This is a genomic window from Vibrio sp. 10N.222.55.C6 (assembly GCF_041473395.1).
GTDB classification, from domain to species: domain Bacteria; phylum Pseudomonadota; class Gammaproteobacteria; order Enterobacterales; family Vibrionaceae; genus Vibrio; species Vibrio crassostreae_C.
This window is the reverse complement of sequence record NZ_JBFRSD010000028.1, coordinates 92702-115477: the sequence shown is the minus strand read 5'-3', so window position 1 is coordinate 115477 and position 22776 is coordinate 92702. Positions and strand designations below refer to the sequence as shown.

At 45.3% G+C, this 22776-nt stretch carries 19 protein-coding genes and 1 tRNA gene; 10 read left to right on the top strand and 10 right to left on the bottom strand.

Going from position 1 to position 22776, the window contains the following annotated elements:
- The first annotated feature begins 22 nt into the window (after positions 1 to 22).
- Positions 23 to 1339, top strand: coding sequence for a multifunctional CCA addition/repair protein (locus tag AB4486_RS16225; protein WP_372117760.1), 1317 nt, complete (start codon positions 23 to 25; stop codon positions 1337 to 1339).
- Between the two features lie 100 nt (positions 1340 to 1439).
- On the opposite strand, the gene AB4486_RS16220 is transcribed toward AB4486_RS16225, so the two are convergent.
- Genes AB4486_RS16220 through folB form a run of 3 tightly spaced genes read right to left on the bottom strand, consistent with a single transcriptional unit; the run spans position 1440 to position 3097 of the window.
- The gene (locus AB4486_RS16220; RefSeq protein ID WP_019826869.1) at positions 1440 to 2243 is read right to left on the bottom strand and encodes an undecaprenyl-diphosphate phosphatase; all 804 of its coding nucleotides are present in this window, start codon (positions 2241 to 2243) and stop codon (positions 1440 to 1442) included.
- A gap of 15 nt (positions 2244 to 2258) precedes the next feature.
- Entirely contained in the window at positions 2259 to 2741 is a 483-nt protein-coding gene (gene folK / locus AB4486_RS16215; RefSeq protein ID WP_017062921.1) for a 2-amino-4-hydroxy-6-hydroxymethyldihydropteridine diphosphokinase, read from the bottom strand.
- On the bottom strand, positions 2738 to 3097 hold the full coding sequence (gene folB, locus AB4486_RS16210) for a dihydroneopterin aldolase (RefSeq protein ID WP_017061412.1): 360 nt from the start codon (positions 3095 to 3097) through the stop codon (positions 2738 to 2740). Before folB ends, folK begins: the two co-directional genes overlap by 4 nt.
- 138 nt (positions 3098 to 3235) lie before the next feature.
- On the opposite strand from folB, the gene plsY reads away from it, so the two are divergent.
- Positions 3236 to 3832 carry a glycerol-3-phosphate 1-O-acyltransferase PlsY gene (gene plsY / locus AB4486_RS16205; RefSeq protein ID WP_009847793.1) on the top strand — a complete coding sequence of 199 codons (597 nt, stop codon included), beginning with the start codon at positions 3236 to 3238 and terminating at the stop codon, positions 3830 to 3832.
- A gap of 43 nt (positions 3833 to 3875) precedes the next feature.
- Here plsY and AB4486_RS16200 read toward each other — a convergent pair whose 3' ends face one another.
- Together AB4486_RS16200 and tsaD are read right to left on the bottom strand one after the other, a co-directional pair.
- Positions 3876 to 4691, bottom strand: a complete 816-nt coding sequence (locus tag AB4486_RS16200) for an alpha/beta fold hydrolase (protein WP_372117757.1) — start codon at positions 4689 to 4691, stop codon at positions 3876 to 3878.
- A gap of 106 nt (positions 4692 to 4797) precedes the next feature.
- Positions 4798 to 5814, bottom strand: a complete 1017-nt coding sequence (gene tsaD, locus AB4486_RS16195; protein ID WP_017061410.1) for a tRNA (adenosine(37)-N6)-threonylcarbamoyltransferase complex transferase subunit TsaD — start codon at positions 5812 to 5814, stop codon at positions 4798 to 4800.
- Between the two features lie 258 nt (positions 5815 to 6072).
- On the opposite strand from tsaD, the gene rpsU reads away from it, so the two are divergent.
- From rpsU to AB4486_RS16165, 6 genes are all read left to right on the top strand, one after another.
- A complete protein-coding gene (gene rpsU, locus AB4486_RS16190) occupies positions 6073 to 6288 on the top strand; it encodes a 30S ribosomal protein S21 (protein WP_004396009.1) in 216 nt (71 codons plus the stop codon).
- Between the two features lie 25 nt (positions 6289 to 6313).
- Complete coding sequence (locus tag AB4486_RS16185; RefSeq protein ID WP_017069475.1) at positions 6314 to 6757, top strand: GatB/YqeY domain-containing protein; 444 nt, start codon at positions 6314 to 6316, stop codon at positions 6755 to 6757.
- A gap of 119 nt (positions 6758 to 6876) precedes the next feature.
- Complete coding sequence (gene dnaG, locus AB4486_RS16180; protein WP_017061408.1) at positions 6877 to 8628, top strand: DNA primase; 1752 nt, start codon at positions 6877 to 6879, stop codon at positions 8626 to 8628.
- Positions 8629 to 8727: 99 nt separating this feature from the next.
- A complete protein-coding gene (rpoD, locus tag AB4486_RS16175) occupies positions 8728 to 10572 on the top strand; it encodes an RNA polymerase sigma factor RpoD (protein WP_017061407.1) in 1845 nt (614 codons plus the stop codon).
- Positions 10573 to 10735: 163 nt separating this feature from the next.
- Positions 10736 to 10811 (top strand) — tRNA-Ile (locus tag AB4486_RS16170).
- Positions 10812 to 11015: 204 nt separating this feature from the next.
- On the top strand, positions 11016 to 12284 hold the full coding sequence (locus tag AB4486_RS16165) for an O-acetylhomoserine aminocarboxypropyltransferase/cysteine synthase family protein (protein ID WP_017061406.1): 1269 nt from the start codon (positions 11016 to 11018) through the stop codon (positions 12282 to 12284).
- A 102-nt stretch (positions 12285 to 12386) separates the two neighbouring features.
- Here AB4486_RS16165 and glmS read toward each other — a convergent pair whose 3' ends face one another.
- Together glmS and AB4486_RS16155 are read right to left on the bottom strand one after the other, a co-directional pair.
- Positions 12387 to 14219, bottom strand: a complete 1833-nt coding sequence (gene glmS, locus AB4486_RS16160) for a glutamine--fructose-6-phosphate transaminase (isomerizing) (RefSeq protein ID WP_048614889.1) — start codon at positions 14217 to 14219, stop codon at positions 12387 to 12389.
- 107 nt (positions 14220 to 14326) lie between these two features.
- On the bottom strand, positions 14327 to 15097 hold the full coding sequence (locus AB4486_RS16155) for a DeoR/GlpR family DNA-binding transcription regulator (RefSeq protein WP_372117753.1): 771 nt from the start codon (positions 15095 to 15097) through the stop codon (positions 14327 to 14329).
- A gap of 429 nt (positions 15098 to 15526) precedes the next feature.
- On the opposite strand from AB4486_RS16155, the gene pykF reads away from it, so the two are divergent.
- Together pykF and AB4486_RS16145 are read left to right on the top strand one after the other, a co-directional pair.
- On the top strand, positions 15527 to 16939 hold the full coding sequence (pykF, locus tag AB4486_RS16150) for a pyruvate kinase PykF (RefSeq protein ID WP_017061403.1): 1413 nt from the start codon (positions 15527 to 15529) through the stop codon (positions 16937 to 16939).
- Between the two features lie 176 nt (positions 16940 to 17115).
- Positions 17116 to 17787, top strand: coding sequence for a GntR family transcriptional regulator (locus tag AB4486_RS16145; RefSeq protein WP_080582236.1), 672 nt, complete (start codon positions 17116 to 17118; stop codon positions 17785 to 17787).
- Between the two features lie 582 nt (positions 17788 to 18369).
- Here the strand turns inward: AB4486_RS16145 and AB4486_RS16140 are convergent.
- From AB4486_RS16140 to AB4486_RS16130, 3 genes are all read right to left on the bottom strand, one after another.
- Positions 18370 to 20253 carry a diguanylate cyclase gene (locus AB4486_RS16140; RefSeq protein WP_136979310.1) on the bottom strand — a complete coding sequence of 628 codons (1884 nt, stop codon included), beginning with the start codon at positions 20251 to 20253 and terminating at the stop codon, positions 18370 to 18372.
- 113 nt (positions 20254 to 20366) lie between these two features.
- Positions 20367 to 20861: an acetolactate synthase small subunit gene (ilvN, locus tag AB4486_RS16135; protein ID WP_008219984.1), complete on the bottom strand. Its 495-nt coding sequence runs from the start codon at positions 20859 to 20861 to the stop codon at positions 20367 to 20369.
- Between the two features lies 1 nt (position 20862).
- Positions 20863 to 22620, bottom strand: a complete 1758-nt coding sequence (locus AB4486_RS16130) for an acetolactate synthase 3 large subunit (RefSeq protein ID WP_017062926.1) — start codon at positions 22618 to 22620, stop codon at positions 20863 to 20865.
- Between the last annotated feature and the right edge of the window lie 156 nt (positions 22621 to 22776).

Genomic DNA, 22776 nt, shown 5'->3' with positions numbered 1-22776 from the left:
TTACGATTAATGGAAAGTACCATTGCTTGCAGTAAAGTCCAGCAGTGATAAAACATTTCGAGGTGATAAGTTGCAAATATACGATAGCCTACCAAAAGACAATGGGCTACAGCGCTACCTAGTCGGTGGAGCGGTGCGCGATAAGCTGCTCAACATTGATAGCTATGATAGAGATTGGGTTGTGGTAGGGAGTACCCCTCAAGAGATGGAAAACCTTGGCTTTACTGCAGTGGGCAAAGACTTCCCCGTATTCTTACACCCAAAAACCAAAGAAGAGCACGCACTGGCTCGCACCGAAAGAAAGTCAGGTTCGGGTTACACAGGTTTCGAATGTTACTTCGCGCCAGACGTGAGTTTGGAAGAAGATCTCATGCGTCGAGATTTGACCATCAACGCCATTGCTCAAGACGATAAAGGCCAGCTTTACGATCCTTACCATGGCCAAAAAGATCTCTCTGATCGTATTCTAAGGCACGTCTCGGACGCTTTTGTTGAAGATCCTCTTCGTGTGCTGCGTGTGGCTCGCTTCGCCGCCAAACTCCATCACCTCAACTTTACGGTTGCACCAGAAACCATGGTGATGATGAGCGAGATAGTTCAATCCGGTGAACTGGCACATCTCACTGCCGAACGAGTTTGGCAAGAGTGGCATAAATCCCTTAGTACTCCGCACCCTGAAGTATTCCTTTCGATACTTAAAGAGTGTGGTGCATTGGCTGTTGTGTTGCCTGAAATTGACGCGCTGTTTGGTGTACCTCAACCGGAAAAGTGGCACCCTGAGATCGACACGGGCATTCACACTCTGATGGTTGCTCAGCAAGCTGCGCGATTAAGCTCATCGTTACCCGTGCGTTTTGCCGCTCAAGTACATGATTTAGGTAAAGGCGTCACGCCAGAAAGCGAGTGGCCAAGCCACAAAATGCATTGCCATACAGGCTTAAAAATCATTAAGAAGCTGTGTGAAAGAGTCAGAGTGCCCAATGAATTCAGAGACCTTGCGTTGTTAGTGTGCGAGCAACATTCTAATATCCACCGCGCAGGCGAGCTCAAGCCAACCACCTTTCTCAAGGTTCTCAACAAGTTTGATGTTTGGCGTAAACCAGACAGGCTCAACGACATACTGCTTTGCTGCCAAGCCGATCACGCAGGCCGAAAAGGATTAGAAGATCAGCCGTATCCTCAAAAAGCGCGTTTTGAAGTTGCGTACCAAGCGGCACTTCAAGTCGAAGTAAAAGCGATTATTGCCGATGGTTTTAAAGGCAAAGACATTCGAGAAGAACAAGAGAAACGCAGAGCTATCGCGATTGAGAGCGCCCTATTAGAGCTCGCTGATAGTTAATCGCCATAGCGCTGATTACCATGCATTAAAAAACCCGCGACTAGGCGGGTTTTTCCGTTTCAATCTGTAGGACGAAACATTTGTCTACGTAAGTCGAGTGCTACTGCATCATCAAGAAAGCAAATAGACCAAAACCTAGAATCAGGCGGTAGATAACAAACGGTGTCATACCCATACGAGAGATAAGCTTCAAGAAGAAGTGAATACAGATATAAGCACTGATGAAAGAAACCACGATACCCGTAAGCAAGGTGCCAACATGGATAGGGTCACCACTGGTCACCAACTTAAGACCTAAATAACCACCAGCCAGAGTGATGATTGGGATAGACATCAAGAAAGAGAATCGAGCCGCCGCTTCACGTGTGAAACCAAGGTAAAGCGCCGCGGTAATGGTTGCGCCAGAACGAGACGTGCCCGGAATGATCGCCATTGCTTGAGCAAGACCAATAAACAGCGCCTTTTTCCAACCCGCTTGGTATTCGTCATCGCGCAGGCTTGAGTTCTTGTCCACCCACCATAACAATAGACCAAAGATAATCGTTGTCGTCGCGATCACCCACGCACTGCGTAAGTAAAGCTCAACAATATCTTTCATCAACAAGCCAAAGATACACGCAGGAATCGTCGCGAGAATGATCATCCACGCTAACTTCGCTTCTTTACTACGATCGCCTTTAAACACTGAACCAAAGAATGCGCTCAACAGAGAGACCACTTCTTTACGGAAATAGATAACAACAGCTGCCAAAGTACCAACGTGGACAGCGACATCAAAAGCCAAACCTTGATCTTCCCAGCCTAAAACAGCTGAAGGAAGGATTAGGTGTGCAGAACTGGAAATAGGTAAAAACTCTGTAAAGCCTTGCACCAACGCCAATATAAACGCTTCAAAATAACTCATTACTTACCTTAAAAATTATAGTTTTATATCTACGACAGAGAGCGAGTCTAATTGCTGCATCTTCTGCCATATTTCACTGACGGTTCTTCCGTCTTGCGGGATCACTCGCGCAGGACAAAGATCATAAAGCGGCTGTGTTACAAAAGGATATTTGTAGATATCACTGCGTGGTAATTCTGGTTCACACTCAGAAACCTCCTCTCCAAACAGCACAATATCAAGATCGAGTTTTCGATCTTGTAGTTTGTGCGCATCTTGAGAGCGACCCCATTTAAACTCAATTTTACGCAGCTGCTGTGAAAATTCAGTCAATGAGAGTGACGTGTCGAGCTCTATCACAAAGTTATAAAACGGATGGCTATTAAAACCGACGGGCTCACAGTGATAGATTTTAGAGCATTTAAGGTTAGTCCCTAACGATTGAAGCTCTGTCCATGCCACCCTTGCATGCTTGTCGCGGTCTATGTTCGTGCCAACACCAACATAGGCTACTGTCATGCTTGACCTCGTTCGATGATCACACCAACGGCTTTTGCTTGTGGCACTGCGCCAGGTTTAGCCAATCGGATTTTAATCCACGGCACAGAGAACTGAGTCATAATAAGCTCTGCGACTTCTTCAGCAACACGTTCTACGAGTAGAAAACGGCCATTTGCAATGTGCTCAAGTACTGCAGTGCTCACTTTCGAATAATCCAAAGCATCAACCACATCATCACTCTTGCCTGCTGGGCGGTTGTCATGAGCCATTTCAATATCAAGCACCAGTTTCTGTTTGATCTCTTGCTCCCAATCGTAAACACCGATCGTTGTAATTACTTCTAGCTGCTCAATGAAAACTTTATCCAGTGCCATGACTTGTCCTTTTAGAGGTCGGATACCCAAATTGGGGAAAAAAACGTATTATTTGCGTAATTCGAGATATGATATCAATTACTCTTGGATTGAGCATTATTTTCCCATCGTTAGGCGTATAACCGTTAAAGGACAGACATGACCCCATTGGCACTTATCATGATCATTGCTGCCTACTTACTAGGTTCAATCTCTAGTGCGGTCTTGATATGCCGAGTTTTGAGGCTCCCAGATCCTCGAACAGTAGGTTCTAACAACCCAGGAGCAACCAATGTCCTGCGTGTTGGCGGTAAAGGCGCAGCAGCTGCCGTCCTTTTGTGTGACATGCTGAAAGGCACTATCCCTGTCTGGCTTGGCTACTACCTCAAGATCGACCCAATCATTCTTGGGGTTGTGGCAATTGCGGCGTGTCTTGGCCATATGTATCCGATCTTCTTCCACTTCAAAGGTGGTAAAGGCGTGGCAACCGCACTTGGCGCTATCGCCCCAATAGGATTCGATCTAACCGGAATGATCATGGCGACTTGGTTAGTGGTCGCGTTTTTGTTTCGTTACTCTTCTTTAGCGGCACTGGTTACTGTGCTACTTGCCCCTTTCTACGCTTGGTTAGTCAAACCTCAATACACATTGCCAGTAGCCATGCTGTGCTGTTTGATCGTGTTACGTCACCACCAGAATATCCGCCGCCTACTCGATGGCAGCGAACCAAAACTCGGACAAAAAAAATCGGCTTAAACTGTCACGTCTAAACCGAACCATAATATTCAGTATTTAAAGCTTATAGCAGATGTTTATCTAAAAACGTCTTCAGCATTGTGTTCACAAACTCTGGTTGCTCTAACGAGCTAATATGACCTGCGCCAGGAATCACCACTAATTCACTGCCCGTAATGCAATCGTGCATTAGGTATGACTCAAGTACCGGACGTGGTTTATCTTCTTGTCCTACAGCAATCAAAACAGGCAGAGCAAAGTTCTCTACCGATTCAATCATGTCACGACGTCCAAACACCATTCGACCAATTCGTGCCACTTCTTCAGCGTTGTCACCCTCAAGAGCAGACAACTGCTGAGTAAACCCTTCCACTAAAGCTGGCGTGTTGGTTTGAGCATCATTAGCGAAGAACAGTGGAACAACCGCTTCAACAATTGGCTGAGGAACCGTCTTGGTTTGAGTGATGGTATCTAACATGCTGAAGTACTTAGCGTGAGCAACCTCTGGTTCTAAACCCACAAAAGTATCCATTAGAACCAAAGACTTAATACGTGCAGGTGCAAGTTCCGCTAACTCTGTTCCCCACATACCGCCAACCGATAAGCCAACCACTGAGAATTCTTCGATCTCTAAATGATCAAGCAGAGCCAAAACGTGCTGAGCGTAATCTTTCAAGTTACGCATCGAAGCGGGTGCAGCTTGAGACTCACCGTGAGACCAAAGCTCTGGAACAATACAGCGATACTGAGTTTTTAATGCTTCGATCTGCGGCTTCCACATTGCACTATCCCAAAGGTAGCTGTGGCCGAGTACAACAACAGGGCCTTGACCTTCATCTAGGTACGCCATCGATTGATTGTCTACTGTGAACTTGTTCATTTTCTTCCCTAATCTCTATCAGCAATTATTTATCGACATACAGTCGGTAAGCTAGGATATAAAAACGGCCGCACAAGGCGACCGTTTATCGAAACACTATAGTCAATTACGCAATTGGCTCTAGCTGGTCAATAGGCCAACGCGGTGTGGCATGAACAGACAAATCAGCCGTTTCGCCATTCTTCAGGCGCTGCATGCCCGCATAAGCGATCATCGCACCATTATCTGTACAGAACTCAGTGCGTGGGTAGTACACCTCACCACCGACTTTCTTAGCAAGCGCCTCAAGCTCAACGCGCAGTTGTTTGTTGGCACTTACACCGCCAGCAATAACTATACGTTTCATGCCCGTTTCAACCAAGGCACGCTTACACTTGATTACTAAGGTTGCACAAACGGCTTCTTGAAACGCGTAAGCAATATCAGCACGAGTCTGGTCATCATTATCGTTATCACGAATGGTATTCGCTGCGAACGTCTTCAGACCAGAAAAGCTCATATCTAAACCCGGACGATCGGTCATTGGACGCGGGAACTTAAAACGACCCGGAGTGCCTTTTTCCGCCAAACGAGATAACAGTGGACCACCAGGGTAATCTAAGCCCATCAGTTTCGCGGTTTTATCAAACGCTTCACCCGCTGCATCATCAATCGATTCACCAAGGATTCGGTATTCACCAATACCTTTCACTTCTACCATCATGGTATGGCCGCCAGAAACCAGCAGAGCCACAAATGGGAATGGTGGTGGGTTATCTTCTAGCATTGGCGCAAGAAGGTGACCTTCCATATGGTGAACAGGCACTGCAGGCACTCCCCACGCATAAGCAATACTGCGACCAATCGTTGCACCAACCAGCAGTGCACCCACTAAACCAGGGCCAGCCGTGTAAGCCACACCATCAATGTCTTTCGACGTTAGGTTCGCTTCAGCTAATGCCGCTTTAATAAGAGGAATTGTTTTTTTCACGTGGTCACGTGAAGCTAGCTCAGGTACCACACCACCGTAATCGGCGTGCAGCTTTACTTGGCTATATAATTGATGAGAAAGCAGCCCTTGCTCATCATCATAAATCGCGATTCCTGTTTCATCACAAGAGGTTTCAATACCAATAATGCGCATAATTTTCTCGGCACGCTTTCGTCTAAAATGGGAAATTAGCGCAATATTACCCTGCCTAAGCTCTTCAAACAAATATTGTACAGACTATAATCGACAAAGTGCTTTACAAAGCCACTGTGATCGGATTAAAATTCCGCACCATTTTTGATCAAGCTGGTTAATGGCCAAACGCGAATAGAGAGTTAGCTCGATGGGTAACTTCTCTGATTTGGTACTGAGTAGCCAGCGATAATGAATAACCCCTGAGGTGAAAGGCATATGCCAATAGTTAAAGTACGTGAAAACGAACCGTTCGACGTTGCACTACGTCGTTTCAAGCGCTCTTGTGAAAAAGCAGGTATCCTTTCTGAAGTTCGCCGTCGCGAGCACTACGAAAAGCCAACTACAGTTCGCAAACGCGCTAAAGCAGCAGCTCAAAAGCGTCACGCTAAGAAGCTAGCTCGCGAAAACGCACGTCGCGTTCGCCTGTACTAATAACTTAATCCATAAGGACTGAGTTATGGCTCTTATTGAACAACTCAAAGAAGAGCAAAAATTAGCGATGAAAGCCAAGGACAAACCGCGCCTTGGCACTATCCGCTTAGCTCTTTCAGCAATTAAGCAACGTGAAGTTGACGAACGGATCACTCTGAACGACGACGACATTCTTGCTGTATTAGTTAAAATGGTTAAGCAACGTCGCGATTCTGTTGCTCAATATGAATCAGCAAATCGTCAAGATCTTGCTGACGTGGAAAAAGCAGAAATTACGGTACTTGAAGGCTTTATGCCTCAACCGCTAACTGATGAAGAAGTTATTGCACTACTTGATAGCGCAATCGCCGAAGCTCAACCAGCGGGCATGCAAGACATGGGTAAAGTAATGGCTATCTTGAAACCACAAATTCAAGGGCGTGCAGATATGGGTAAAGTTAGTGGTTTAGTTCGTTCTAAACTCGCTTAATCCCAAATCAAATTGCAACAAGCCGTGCAATCCTTCGGAACGCACGGCTTGTTTGTATCTGTAACCTATTCAAACTATTATTATCCACACTCTCAGTTAGTGCATTTTTCTAAGGTTTTATGGCAGGACACATCCCGCGTAGTTTCATCGATGATCTCCTAGCGCGTCTCGACATTGTCGACATTGTGGACGCACGCGTGAAACTTAAGAAAAAAGGCAAAAACTATGGTGCTTGTTGCCCATTCCACAACGAAAAGACCCCTTCTTTTAGCGTAAGCCAAGAAAAACAGTTTTATCACTGCTTTGGTTGTGGCGTACACGGTAATGCTATCGACTTCATTATGGAGTTCGAACGTCTCGATTTTGTTGAAGCGATTGAAGAGCTTGCCTCTTTCTTAGGCCTCGATGTTCCTAGAGAGCAACGTAGCGGCGAGATATCAACAGCACCAAGAGCCAACAGCGAACAAAAACGTAACCTCTACGATTTGATGGGCGGCATCAGTAATTTTTACCGCTCTCAACTGAAAATATCAGCCAACAAACCTGCGATTGATTACCTAAAGAATCGTGGCCTTTCGGGCGAGATCGTCCAGAAGTTTGGCATTGGGTATGTGGCCGATGAGTGGGACTTAGTTCGTAAGAACTTTGGCCAACAGAAAGAAGCCCAAGACATGCTCGTAACTGGCGGCATGTTAATTGAGAACGATAAAGGTAACCGATACGACCGATTCCGTGGACGCGTAATGTTCCCGATTCGCGATCGTCGTGGCCGTGTGATTGGTTTTGGTGGTCGTGTATTAGAAGACGGTACTCCAAAATATCTCAACTCACCAGAAACGCCTATCTTCCATAAAGGTAAAGAGCTTTACGGCCTTTATGAAGTGCTGCAAGCCTACCGTGAACCGCCGCAAATACTTGTGGTTGAAGGTTACATGGATGTCGTGGCATTAGCGCAATATGGTGTTGATTACTCAGTAGCATCACTGGGCACATCGACAACCGGTGACCACGTTCAAATGCTGTTCCGCCAAACCAGCACAGTGGTTTGTTGTTACGATGGTGACCGAGCAGGTAAAGAGGCCGCATGGCGCGCACTAGAAAACGCGCTTGAATACCTGAAAACCGGTAACACGCTTAAGTTTCTATTCTTGCCCGACGGTGAAGATCCAGACAGCTATATTAGAGAGCATGGCAAAGCCGCTTTTGAACAGCTGGTCCACAATGCGACGCCGCTTTCGACCTATTTGTTCGATAACCTGATTGAAATACACAAGTTAAACTTGGGAACAACCGAAGGGAAATCAGCACTGCGTGCACACGCCAGCGCCTTGATTAATAAAATCCCTGACAGTTACTTCCAAGAATTGCTCGAAAAACTGCTCGATGAGCGAACTGGATTTGATAACCAATTGAGACGTGCGCGTGTTCATACACAGAACCCGACACCTCAACCGCATAAAGAGCTGAAGCGCACTCCAATGCGTGAAGTTATCGCTTTGCTTATCCAAAATCCGAGCTATGCTGATATGGTACCGGATTTATCAAGTGTCAAAGGCTTACAGTTGCCCGGACTAAGTTTATTCGTCGAAGTACTTGATAAATGCCACGAGCATCCCCATATCAACACAGGCCAATTATTAGAGCATTGGCGACACAATAAACATGAGGCTCTTCTGTCTCGTCTCGCGAGCTGGGAAATCCCCCTCGACGAAGACAATCAAGAAGACATATTTTTAGACTCATTGGACAACATACTTGCCCAGTGCGTTGAAAAACAAATTGAAAACCTGCAGGCCAAAGCAAGAAGCGTCGGTTTATCAGCCGAAGAAAAAAGGGAGCTACTAGCTTTAATGCTAGATCTAAAAGCGTAACCCTGTTTGATTAGTCAGCATTTAATAAATTTGTTAACATAATTGGTTTGCATTTGAGAATGCAACGTCCTTCACCAGACCTGAAGTTGGATATCATCTATGGATCAAAATCCGCAGTCACAGCTAAAATTACTTGTTATTAAAGGCAAGGAACAAGGCTATCTGACCTACGCCGAAGTAAACGACCACCTACCTGCAGAAATCGTGGATTCTGAACAGGTAGAAGACATCATTCAAATGATCAACGACATGGGTATCAAGGTAGTTGAAACTGCACCTGATGCTGATGATCTAGCACTTAATGATGACGATGCCAATATAGATGAAGATGCAGCCGAAGCTGCAGCTGCTGCGCTTTCAAGCGTAGAAAGCGAGATTGGCCGTACTACTGACCCAGTTCGTATGTACATGCGTGAAATGGGTACGGTTGAACTACTGACTCGTGAAGGCGAAATCGACATTGCGAAACGTATTGAAGATGGTATCAATACAGTTCAACTATCGGTTGCTGAGTACCCAGGCACTATTCCATACATCTTGGAACAGTTTGACCGCGTACAAGCAGAAGAGATTCGCTTAACAGACCTAATCAATGGCTTTGTTGACCCAGACGACGATGGCACAGCTGCGCCAACGGCGACTCACATCGGTTCAGAACTTGCTGAAACTGATCTGGAAGACGAAGACAAAGAAGACGCTGAAGACGACGAGGAAGAGGAAGAAGAAGATACAGGTATCGATCCTGAGCTTGCTCTTGAGAAGTTCACAGCGCTTCGTACTAGCTACCAGAACCGTCAGCTAGCGATCAACGAGTACGGCCATGAAAGCCCGAAAGCAACGCTTGCAACGACAATGATGCAAGACGTATTCAAAGAGTTCCGTCTAACACCAAAACAGTTTGATTACCTAGTAAACGAACTGCGTAACTCTATGGATCGCGTACGTACTCAAGAACGCCTAATCATGCGTCAAACGGTTGAGTACGGCAAAATGCCGAAGAAATCTTTCATTGCTCTATTTACTGGTAACGAATCTAGCGAAGCATGGTTGGATGAAGTTCTTGCTTCAGACAAGCCATACGCAGAAAAGATCAAACGTAACGAGCACGACATCCGTCGCTCTATCCAAAAACTGGATATGATCGAACGTGAAACGTCTCTTACTGTTCAAAGCATCAAAGATATCAGCCGTCGTATGTCTATCGGTGAAGCGAAAGCTCGTCGTGCGAAGAAAGAGATGGTTGAAGCGAACTTACGTCTAGTAATCTCGATTGCTAAGAAGTACACAAACCGTGGTCTACAATTCCTGGATCTAATCCAAGAAGGTAACATCGGTCTGATGAAAGCGGTAGATAAGTTTGAATACCGTCGTGGTTATAAGTTCTCTACTTACGCTACTTGGTGGATCCGTCAAGCAATCACTCGTTCGATTGCCGACCAAGCTCGTACTATCCGTATTCCGGTTCACATGATCGAAACGATCAACAAACTAAACCGTATCTCTCGTCAAATGCTACAAGAGATGGGTCGTGAACCACTGCCGGAAGAGCTAGCTGAACGCATGCAAATGCCTGAAGACAAGATCCGTAAAGTACTGAAAATCGCTAAAGAGCCAATCTCAATGGAGACACCAATCGGTGACGACGAAGATTCGCACCTAGGTGATTTCATCGAGGATACAACGTTAGAACTACCTTTAGACTCTGCAACGGCAACAAGCCTACGCGGTGCAACTAAAGACGTTCTTGCTGGCCTAACACCTCGTGAAGCTAAAGTACTGCGTATGCGTTTCGGTATCGACATGAACACTGACCACACTCTTGAAGAAGTGGGCAAGCAGTTCGACGTAACTCGTGAACGTATCCGTCAGATCGAAGCAAAAGCACTGCGTAAACTTCGTCACCCAAGCCGCTCAGAAACTCTGCGTAGCTTCCTAGACGAGTAATCACACGCTTTAGTGTGGTTAGCTTTTAAGCATAAATTAGAAAAGGTGAGCGTTGGCTCACCTTTTTTTTATCCGTATGATTTAAGTGGCTAAGATGTAAGCGGAATTGCCCCTTATAGTGTCTAGACACCACTGAATGCTTCCCCTATAATCTATGCCCTACGGCCCCTTAGCTCAGTGGTTAGAGCGCACGACTCATAATCGTTCGGTCCCCAGTTCAAATCTGGGAGGGGCCACCAAATTAGAAAAGCCAGAACAGTTCACGCTGCTCTGGCTTTTTGCTTTTCTGATTCAGTACCAATCACACCCTGCACTTCCGAACCAAAAACGAATCGTCCCGCACACAATTCCAATTGCCTCTCTGTGACTAAACATACTTTTCTTTTATAAAAAAATCGGCAATATGAGAGTACATAAATCGCTCAATAGTTCAGGGAAGACTCATGAAAGACGAAACACTCTCGATTCACTTCGGTTACGACACTGATCCAACAACCAAATCGGTTGCCACTCCAATCTACCAAACCGTCGCGTACGAATTCGATGACGCACAACACGGCGCCGACCTCTTCAACCTTGCGGTGCCAGGCAATATCTACACTCGCATAATGAACCCAACCAATGATGTGTTAGAAAAACGCATGGCCGCCTTAGAAGGAGGTATCGCAGGCTTAGTGGTAAGTGCGGGCAGTGCTGCGATCAACTATGCGATTCAGACGTTGGCGCAAATCGGTGACAACATTGTTTCAACACCTCAGCTTTACGGTGGTACTTACACCCTATTTGCTCATATGCTGCCAAACCAAGGGATCGAAGTTCGTTTTGCTAAAGACGATAAACCAGAAAGCTTAGCGGCACTGATTGACGAAAAAACCAAGGCGGTTTACTGCGAAAGTATCGGTAACCCAGCAGGTAATATTATCGACTTAGAGCGTGTTGCTGAACTTGCTCACGCACAAGGTGTACCTGTGATTGTTGATAACACGGTGGCGACGCCTGTACTGTGTAAACCTATCGATTTTGGTGCTGACATCGTGGTGCACTCACTAACTAAATACGTGGGTGGCCACGGTACAACGTTAGGTGGCGTGATTGTCGACTCAGGTAAATTCCCATGGGCACAGCACAAGGACCGCTTCCCTGTGTTTAATCAGCCAGAGCCTTCTTATCATGGCGTGGTTTATACCGAGGCCTTTGGTGAGGCTGCGTTTATTGGTCGTGCTAGAACGGTTCCCCTACGTAATACAGGTGCAGCACTGTCACCAATGAATGCTTTCATGTTGATGCAAGGTTTGGAGACGTTGTCGCTACGCATGGAGCGACACACAGAGAATGCCTTGAAAGTAGCGGAATACCTCAAGCAACACGAGAAAGTCAGTTGGGTAAGTTACGCTGGCCTGCCTGATTCAGAATTCTATCCACTCGCTGAAAAGTACATGCAAGGTAAGCCATCGGCCATTCTATCTTTTGGTTTAAAAGACGGTTATGAAGCCGGTGTTCGCTTCTATGATGCACTGCAAATCTTCAAGCGCTTAGTTAACATTGGCGATGCGAAATCTCTCGCTTGTCACCCAGCTTCGACGACACACCGTCAACTAAGCGAAGCTGAACAGAAACAAGCCGGTGTATCACCGGAGATGATTCGCCTATCAGTAGGTATCGAGCACATTGACGATATCTTGGCTGACCTAGAGCAAGCACTAAGCGCTTAATGACGCTACAGCTAGCTCTAACACTGATCGTTAACTAACAGACATAAAAAAGCCCATCACAGGATGGGCTTCTTATTATCTATATCTTAGATAAGCTGCCGATTACTCAACCGTAACCGCTTTCGCAAGGTTACGAGGTTGGTCAACGTCGGTACCTTTGATTAGCGCGACATGGTAAGACAGCAGCTGCATCGGTACTGTGTAGTAGATAGGCGCTGTTACTTCACTTACGTGAGGCATCTTGATGATCTTCATGTTCTCATCGCTTTCGAAGCCAGCGTCTTGGTCAGCGAATACGTAGAGTAGACCGCCACGAGCACGTACTTCTTCAACGTTCGATTTCAGCTTCTCTAGCAAGTCGTTGCTTGGTGCAATAACGACTACAGGCATATCGGCATCGATAAGAGCCAAAGGACCGTGCTTAAGCTCACCAGCCGCGTATGCTTCTGCGTGGATGTAAGAGATCTCTTTCAGTTTAAGAGACGCTTCCATCGCGATTGGGTAGAACTCACCACGACCCAAGAACAGTGTGTGATGCTTATCAGCAAAATCAGGTGCTAGCGCTTCAATTTCTTTATCAAACGCTAATGCTTTCTCGATATCAGCAGGCAGTTGGTGAAGTGCTTGAACGATTTCCGCTTCTTTCTCTTCATTGATACGACCCTGTAGGCGACCAATTGACGTTACCATCATCAGCATTGCTGCTAGTTGAGTTGTGAAAGCTTTAGTCGAAGCAACACCGATCTCTGTTCCTGCGCGAGTCATGAAGGCAAAATCAGATTCACGAACCAGCGAAGAACCTGCAACGTTACAGATGGTCATTGCTGACATGTAACCCTTCTCTTTTGCAAGACGAAGTGCAGCAAGCGTATCCGCCGTTTCACCAGATTGAGACAGAGTCACCAATAGGCTGTTCGGACGAACAACGAAATCACGGTAACGGAATTCAGAAGCAATCTCTACGTCACAGCTTACGCCAGCTAGAGATTCAAACCAGTAACGCGCTGCCATGCCTGAGTTGTAAGACGTACCACATGCGATGATCTGCACGTGTTCAACCTTGCTTAGGATCTCTTCCGCTTTAACACCAATCGCGTTAGTGATAACCGAAGTGTCAGAGATACGGCCTTCCATTGTATTGATCAGCGCTGTTGGCTGCTCGAAGATCTCTTTCTGCATGAAGTGACGGTATTGACCTTTGTCGCCTGCGTCGTGTTCAGCGTTTGACTCAACGATTTCACGCTCAACACGCTCACCCGCTACATCAAATACCGTAACATCACGACGAGTTACCTCAGCAACATCACCTTCTTCTAGGTACATGAAGCGACGAGTTACGCTCAGTAGCGCCAGTTGGTCAGAGGCAAGGAAGTTCTCACCGACACCAAAGCCGATAACGATCGGGCTACCAGAACGAGCTACAACGATACGGCTAGGATCTTTACGATCAACCGCAACCGTGCCGTACGCACCGTCTAATTGTTTTGCTGTTTTCTGTAGCGCTTCAACCAAAGAAGCTGAAGTGCGAAGTTCCCACTCAACTAAGTGAGCAATAACTTCTGTATCCGTTTGTGAAGTAAATACGTAACCACGCTCTTGCAGCATAGCGCGCAGTGCTTCGTGGTTTTCGATAATGCCATTGTGTACAACGGCAATATCACCAGACATGTGTGGGTGTGCGTTCGCTTCAGACGGCTCACCGTGTGTCGCCCAACGTGTATGAGCGATACCTGTACCACCAATCACTTGTTGCTCTTCTACTGCGTCAGCTAGCTCTTGTACTTTACCTAGGCGGCGTACACGAGTTAGGTTAGATTCAGTATCGACTACAGCGACACCAGCTGAATCGTAGCCACGGTATTCTAGACGACGAAGGCCTTCTACTAAAATTTCAGCTACATCACGCTGTGCTACTGCACCAACAATTCCACACATAGTTTCACTCCATCAATTTTGTTTTATTCCTATTGGCAGCAAGCAAAGGCCAAATCTTCATTAAGATCAATTATAGGAAGGTAAATGCATAATACTTAAATTTGTTTTTACGCTGGATCGGTCAGGATCACTCGAACATCATGTGATTCGATACTTGCTTTGGATTCTTCGCCTAAGTCTGTATCGGTAATTAAGATGTCAATGTGTTCCCATGCCAGCTCTAAGTTCGGGATCTTTCGTCCCACCTTTTCCGACTCAACCATCACGATCACTTCTCGTGACACTTCAGCCATTACTTTGCTCAGGCCAACCAGTTCGTTAAACGTGGTTGTGCCTCTATCGAGGTCGATACCATCAGCCCCAATAAATAGTTGGTCAAAATCGTAAGCACGAAGTACCGACTCTGCAACTTTGCCTTGGAAAGAGTCCGAATGGGTATCCCAAGTGCCGCCAGTCATTAATAACGTCGGCTCGCTTTCAAGCTCATTAAGCGCATTAGCAACGTGCAATGAGTTGGTCATAACAACCAAGCCACGCTTAGCATTAAGCTGCTGAATTAGAGCACCGGTCGTACTGCCACTATCGATCACGATGCGGTTATGGTCGCGAATTAAATCTGCAGCGGCTTTTGCCAATGAAATCTTTCGAGTCGAAACTTGTTGACCCAGTTCTTCGTTGACAGCCTCTTTCGGTAACGAAATCGCACCACCATAACGGCGTAAAAGCTGACCGTTTTTCTCTAAAGACGCCAAGTCCTTTCTAATAGTGACTTCTGAGGTTTCGAACTTAGCGGATAATTCATCAACACTAACCTCCCCTTTTTCATTCACTAGGTTAGAAATTGCATGTCTTCTGAGCTGGGTGTTTCGTTTCGACATTTAAAAAAGGCCATTAAGTTTCGATATGAAACATATTATAGTTACAACGAAACTATTTAGTCCATTTATTTTGATCCAAAAAATTAATAAATAGCGATAAAACCTTGTCCTAAGACAATTGTTAAGCAGTGATATTGAACTCATTAGGTGGTAGAATCCGCACCCGAAAAGAAAAAAAATTACAAAACTGACTGTTATTTTTTTGCAACTTACCCCCTATATAGTGGGGTAAGTCACAGAAAACCGATATTGAATCAAAATCTTTTAGTCATAAAATGACTAAAATTGATGAAAGACTTACAACTCTGAAGGACATATTGGAAGTCCCGCGCTTTTACACAACAGGCACAAAATGTTGATGTAGCGGACCAATCTTCAGAACTTAAATAAATTTCAAATTGTAACAATACTTACCGGAGAGTACCTTCCATGAAAAAGACCAAAATCGTATGTACGATTGGCCCTAAAACTGAATCTGTAGAGAAGCTAACTGAACTAGTAGATGCTGGCATGAACGTTATGCGTCTTAACTTCTCTCACGGTGATTTCGCAGAGCACGGCACTCGTATCGCGAACTTCCGTAAAGTAATGGAAAACAAAGGTGAGCAACTTGCTATCCTTCTAGATACTAAAGGTCCAGAAATCCGTACTATCAAACTTGAAGATGGTAACGACGTAGATCTAGTAGCTGGTCAAGAGTTCACTTTCACAACTGACGCAACAGTTGTTGGTAACAAAGACGTAGTAGCAGTAACTTACCTAGGTTTCGCTAAAGACCTAACAGCAGGTAACACTATCCTTGTTGATGACGGCCTAATCGAAATGGAAGTTATCGCAACAACAGAAACTGAAGTTAAGTGTAAAGTTCTTAACAACGGTGCTCTAGGCGAAAACAAAGGTGTTAACCTTCCTGGCGTTTCTGTTCAACTTCCTGCTCTTTCTGAGAAAGACAAAGCTGACCTTAAGTTTGGTTGTGAGCAAGGCGTAGATTTCGTTGCTGCTTCTTTCATCCGTAAAGAAGAAGACGTTAAAGAAATCCGTGAGCTTCTAAACGCTAACGGCGGCGAGAACATCCATATCATTTCTAAGATTGAAAACCAAGAAGGTGTAGATAACTTCGATTCAATCCTTGAAGCTTCTGACGGCATCATGGTTGCTCGTGGTGACCTAGGTGTTGAAATCCCAGCTGAAGAAGTAATCTTCGCTCAGAAGATGATGATCGAGAAGTGTAACCGTGCACGTAAGATGGTTATCACTGCAACTCAAATGCTTGACTCTATGATCAGCAACCCACGTCCAACTCGTGCTGAAGCGGGTGACGTTGCGAACGCAATCATGGATGGTACTGATGCAGTAATGCTTTCTGGTGAAACTGCTAAAGGTAAGTACCCAGTTGAAGCTGTCACTATCATGGCTCAAATCGCGAACCGTACTGATTCAGCTCTTAAAGCTGAGCTAGGTTCTCGTCTAGACAGCCCACGTCTACGTATCACTGAAGCAGTATGTAAAGGCGCTGTAGACACAGCAGAGAAGCTAGCTGCTCCTCTAATCGTTGTTGCAACTGAAGGCGGTAAATCTGCACGTTCAGTACGTAAGTACTTCCCAACTGCAAACATCCTAGCTCTAACAACTAACGAAAAGACAGCTGCACAGCTAGTTCTTACTAAAGGTGTTAAGCCAGTTCTTGTTGACTCTATCGAGAACACAGACGCGTTCTACATCAACGGTAAAGAAATCGCTCTACAATCGGGCCTAGGTAACAAAGGCGACATCGTAGTTATGGTTTCTGGTGCTCTAGTAGCTTCTGGTACTACAAACACGGCATCTGTTCACGTTCTATAAAAATGAACCGATTCGCATAAAATATAAAAGAGGGCTTCGGCCCTCTTTTTTTATGAAACAAAATCTTGCCTAACTTTTCAGTACGCTGTATTATCAATCACAATAGAACTACGTACTGTTAACCTCCAACTGACTCTTTCTAAGAGACGGATTAGCAGACTAGAAATCATATATAGATGAGGTTTGTAATGTCTAGTCCTACGCTCACTGACAAAGTATCAAAGATGATTCGCCAAGATATTCTTAATGGTGAGTTAACCCCAGGCCAAAAGCTTGTTGTTGCTGATCTAAAAGCACGCTACAACGTTGGCGCATCCCCTATTCGCGAAGCCTTGGTACAGTTATCTTGGAGCAAATACGTAAAGCTAGAGCCACAAAAAGGCTGCTGGGTATCTCCTGTATCAAAGAAAGAACTGAATGACCTATACGAAAGCCTTCGTGTTGTATCATCGGTTCTGCTTAAAAAAGCGATTGCAGCAGGTGATGAGAGCTGGGAACTGGATGTACTAACGTCTTACCATAAACTATCGCGAGTACAGTACGTATCTGAAGAGTTTGACTGTGTAGAATGGGAAGAGCGCCACCAGCAATTCCATGTCGCACTGCTTGAAGGTGCAGATTCAGAGAACATGTTTAAGTTCTTTGATGACCTAATTAACCAAGTGAAACGTTACCGCTTCCTCGCTATGTCTGCAGAAAGCGCATCAGATGATCTGTTCAATATTGATGAACACGAAATGATCATGAAACTAGTACTCTCTAAGAATGTAGAACAAGCGACTGAACTGCTTGATCAACACCTGCTAGGTTCAATGAAACGAATTGAAGAAGTTATCGAAGCGGCATAACGCTAAAGTAGCTTCTAACCAAATAAAAACGGAGCCCAATGGCTCCGTTTTTTGTTTCCAGTATTACGACTGAACTACCACCCAAAAAACTCTTTGTGATGAGTATTGAGCAGCACAACCATAGGTAAAAAATACAATGCACTAAGTTGAAAGCCAAGAATGGCTAATGTGCCTATGGTTAACCTAACTAAAAAATCGACAAACATACCACGCCTCTTTTAACCAGACTGTATGATCCCCAAACTATTGCTCCAGCTAACCTAATTCTACTGCTGCCTTTCAAGTTATTGATAAGGCTAGCTAACCAGCTGAATTAAGTTAACGGTGTCATCCTTTTACATCTGGTAAACACTCTATTTATTACATCGTTTAACACGATGTAATCTGAAGCAAAGTAGTTTACTTACTGTTAATTTTAGCTCAAATTTCCACCAAAATTAGACTTTAGTCTAACTGTATAGATTTTGTGACACAGGTCGCTCAAAAGTGAGATTCCTAATAAAAAGAGGGAAAGGAAAAAGGAGTCGGGGCGCGACTTGAAGAGGTGAAGCAAATAGAAGACAGGACTAGATAGAAGCGAACCTAAGCGACATCATCGTAGCTAGGACACATAGAGACCGTATTACGGCCAGACGATTTAGATTCGTAAAGCGCAACATCCGCACACTTGTATGAGCGAGTGCTGTTACTGGTTAAATCCGTAAAGCCAACACTCACCGTTATCTTAGTTCCGGCAGCTAGCTCAATCTCAATTCGCAAGCGATCCAATACGCGCTTTGCTTCTGGCAGTGAGGTGTGTGGCATCAAGAGTGCAAACTCTTCTCCTCCAACACGTGCAACAAAGTCCGTCCCACGAAGGCTATCTTGCAGAAGTTTAGCAACACCAGCGATCACACGGTCACCTTCGTCGTGGCCAAGCTCATCATTGATTCGCTTGAAGTTATCGATGTCCACCAAGGCTAAGCAGGTGGTCGCTTCGTTCGGGTAACGCTCAACTAAGCGAGAATAGTAGGCCAGCTGCTCTTCGAATTTTCGTCGGTTCCAGAGATTACTCAAAGAGTCACGTTCACTTAAAATCCTCAAACGTACCTCAAGCTCCTTCCTTACGGAAATATCAACCAACGAGGTGATGTAGTAACTGACTTTGCCTGAATTGTTTTTGACCGCATGCACTCGCATGATCGCAGTAAAAGGAATACGCAGCTTGTTCTTACACTGAACCTCCCCTTCCCATACTTCTTCTTGCTCTAAATGACTCCAAATAGCCGAGCTTGAGAGCACTTGGTCGGTATTCTCAAGCAGCAACTGCAATGCATTTTGACCGATCACCTGTTTTTTGCAGTACCCAGTCATGTTCTCAAATTCGTTGTTGATCATCATTGTGCGGTGCTGCTTGTCAGAGATCATCACTGCCGACATACCATTCAATGCGGCGCGTGCCAATTTACTCTCTAGGCTTCGGCGTCGGCAGTGCGTCACCAGGTAAGCAAACGGGAAAGCGAATATCAGCACCGTAATCAGAACAATGATCTCTTCATGGGCCAAATCATCTAGATCACGCTCAGCCCGATCCATCAGTTGCTTTTGATTAAGTTGAATCAGTAAATGGACCTTTTGACTGTTCGCGAGCATAACCGTGTTAAAGGCAAACAAATTACCATCTTCAAAAACGTATCCCACCTGATCATTGGAGATCGCATCCCACGTCTTCGGCGCGATATTTTTCAGGTTATAGCCTTTTCTTTCAGGAATAGAGTCTCCGAACAACTTACCGCTGTTGTTACTCGCGATGAAGTAACCCGCGTCATTGAGAACTTCTGCTCTAAGATCGTTATCTGGTGAAAAGCTCAGACGCGACGATAAGCCCCATACATCAAGATTGATGACGAGGTAGCCTACTCTTTCGTCAGGGGTTTCTACTGGGGTAAAGACACGGATTACCGGCGAATAAGGGAAGGTGACTTCACCATGCTCAGTTTCAAGCTCAATACCCCAACCGCCAATCTGTTCGGCTTCTAGTTTTTGAGCGTATTGGAAGTAGTTAGAATCCGACCTATCTTGCAGCTGTTGAGGAAACGTCACTCTACCGGTATCAGAGGAATAGTTAACACGCACCAATTCTTTGCCAGTGACATCTAACAGATGGATTTGTGTATACCACTTCTGGTTCACGAGAACAGATTGCCAGACCTCTTCAAGTAGATGTTTGGTTTGGTCTGAGGGAGAGGAAGCAAAGTTAACCAAGCTCTGGCTATGACTGAGTAGCTCCATGACCGAGACTAACTGAGTCTTGAGAAGATCATAATCTCGCTTGGCATACACTAACTGATGAACGGCTTGCTTAGCTGAGTAGTCAAAGCTCTGCTGTTTTACTTCTTTGTAGCGCTGCAAATAATACAGACATACTGCAGAAGACAATATGATAGAGATAATCAGCAATGTAATTATTGATTTTTTATTTCGCATTGCTAACTCAGATGAATGGAAGTGCAGCGCGGGATTATAGCACTCTAAAAAATTAACAAAATAAAAGCCGCTTAAAAAAGCGGCTTTAAAGTTATTTTTTAAAGACTTATCGTCTAGGCTTTCAACGCACGTTCGCCTCGTGCGATGCCAACAACACCACTTCGAGCTACTTCAAGCACTTCCGTCACTTCAGACAGCGCCTGAATGAAGGCATCCAGTTTCTCGCTAGTACCCGCCATTTGAACCGTATATTGAGAAGCCGTAACATCAACGATCTGACCACGGAAGATATCCGCTGTGCGCTTCACTTCCGCACGAGCAAAGCCGCTCGCACGTACTTTTACCATCAACAGCTCACGTTCAATGTGCTCAAGTTCGGACACTTCTTGCACTTTAAGTACGTCGATTAGCTTATGCAGTTGTTTCTGAATCTGCTCAAGCTGCATTTCGCTCGAGTTAGTGGTTACGTTCAAACGAGACAGCGTCGGATCATCGGTTGGAGATACGTTCAAAGACTCGATGTTGTAGCCACGCTGAGAAAACAAGCCAACCACACGAGAAAGCGCACCAGGTTGGTTTTCCATTAGTAGTGAAATAATGTGTCTCATATTATGTTCTCTCCGTTTTGCTTAGCCACATGTTATCCATACCCTCGCCTTTGATCTGCATTGGGTATACGTGCTCGGTGTCATCCACACTAATATCGACAAATACCAAACGGTCTTTCATCGCTAGTGCTTTTTCCAAACCTGATTCCAGTTCATCCGGAGATGAAATGCGCATACCAACGTGGCCATAAGCCTCAGCGATAGCAGCAAAATCAGGAACAGAGTCCATATATGAGTTAGAGTAACGGCCTTGATAAACAATGTCTTGCCACTGTTTTACCATGCCTAGGAAACGGTTATTAAGATTAATAATCTTAACCGGGATATTGTATTGCAGCGCAGTCGACAGCTCTTGGATATTCATTTGAATGCTGCCGTCACCGGTTACCACAACCACCTCTTCATCTGGCTTAGCAAACTTAACGCCCATACCAGCAGGCAGGCCAAAGCCCATCGTGCCTAGACCACCAGAGTTAATCCAACGACGTGGCTTGTTAAACGGGTAGTATAAAGCAGCAAACATTTGGTGTTGACCTACGTCAGAAGCAACATAGGCATCGCCATTGGTTACTTTATGCAGTGTTTCAATTACTTGCTGTGGTTTGATGCGCTCAGACGATTTCTCGTAAGCTAGGCAGTCACGCTCTTGCCACTGCTTGATTTCACTCCACCAGCTTTCAATCGCTTCTGCATCGTTAGTGCCGCCTTGCTCAACGAGCAAGTTCACCATGCTCTCTAGAACCTTTTCAGCAGAACCTACAATCGGTAGATCCACTTTTACGTTCTTAGAGATCGAAGATGGGTCGATATCAATGTGCATGATCTTCGCATCAGGGCAGTACTTATCTAGGTTATTGGTCGTTCGATCATCGAAACGTACGCCAATACCAAAGATCAAATCCGCATTGTGCATCGCCATATTGGCTTCATATAAACCATGCATGCCTAACATACCCAAAGAGTTCTTATGGGTGCCAGGGAAAGCGCCAAGCCCCATTAGGGTGCTTACCACAGGTAAATTCAGTGCCTCTGCTAATTTTAACAGCGGCTTATCTGCCTCAGAAATAACCGCACCACCACCGACATAAAGTACCGGCTTCTTCGCTTCAAGAAGGGCTTTTAGCGCCTTTTTGATCTGACCTTTATGACCCGTAACCGTTGGGTTATACGAACGCATTTTGAGCGTTTCTGGGTATTCATAAGGAAGCTTGATTTGTGGGTTTAAGATGTCTTTCGGCAGATCAATAACCACAGGACCGGGACGCCCTGTCGTTGAAATATAGAATGCTTTTTTAACGACTTCAGGGATATCTTCCGCTTTCTTAACTAAGAAGCTGTGTTTAACGATCGGGCGTGATACACCCACGATGTCACACTCTTGGAAGGCGTCATTACCAATGAGGTTATTTGGTACGTTACCAGAAATAACAATCATTGGGATTGAGTCCATGTAGGCTGTTGCAATGCCAGTAACGGTATTGGTCGCACCTGGACCAGAACACACAAGTACTACGCCCGGTTTGCCGGTAGAACGAGTATAGCCATCAGCCATGTGGGTAGCGGCTTGTTCATGTCGTACTAATACGTGTTTAATTTCAGCAGTTTTAGCATGCAGCGCATCGTAGATATCAAGTACAGAACCACCTGGGTAACCAAAGATTTGTTCTACACCCTCTTCAATTAGAGACTGCACCACCATCTCAGCGCCGGATAACATTTCAGCGCCGGATGACATGGCTGTTTCAGGTTTTGTTGTCATATTGCTCTCCTCACCAGTTTCCAATCATATTTGGTGAACATGTTGGGCTGGTTTTTCATAGTCTAGGGCTTATTCGTAGCCTAATTCGAAATACTTCCACTTTTTCGGCTATGGCTGTCTGTCGTGATAACAACAAACAGTAATACGAAACAACTT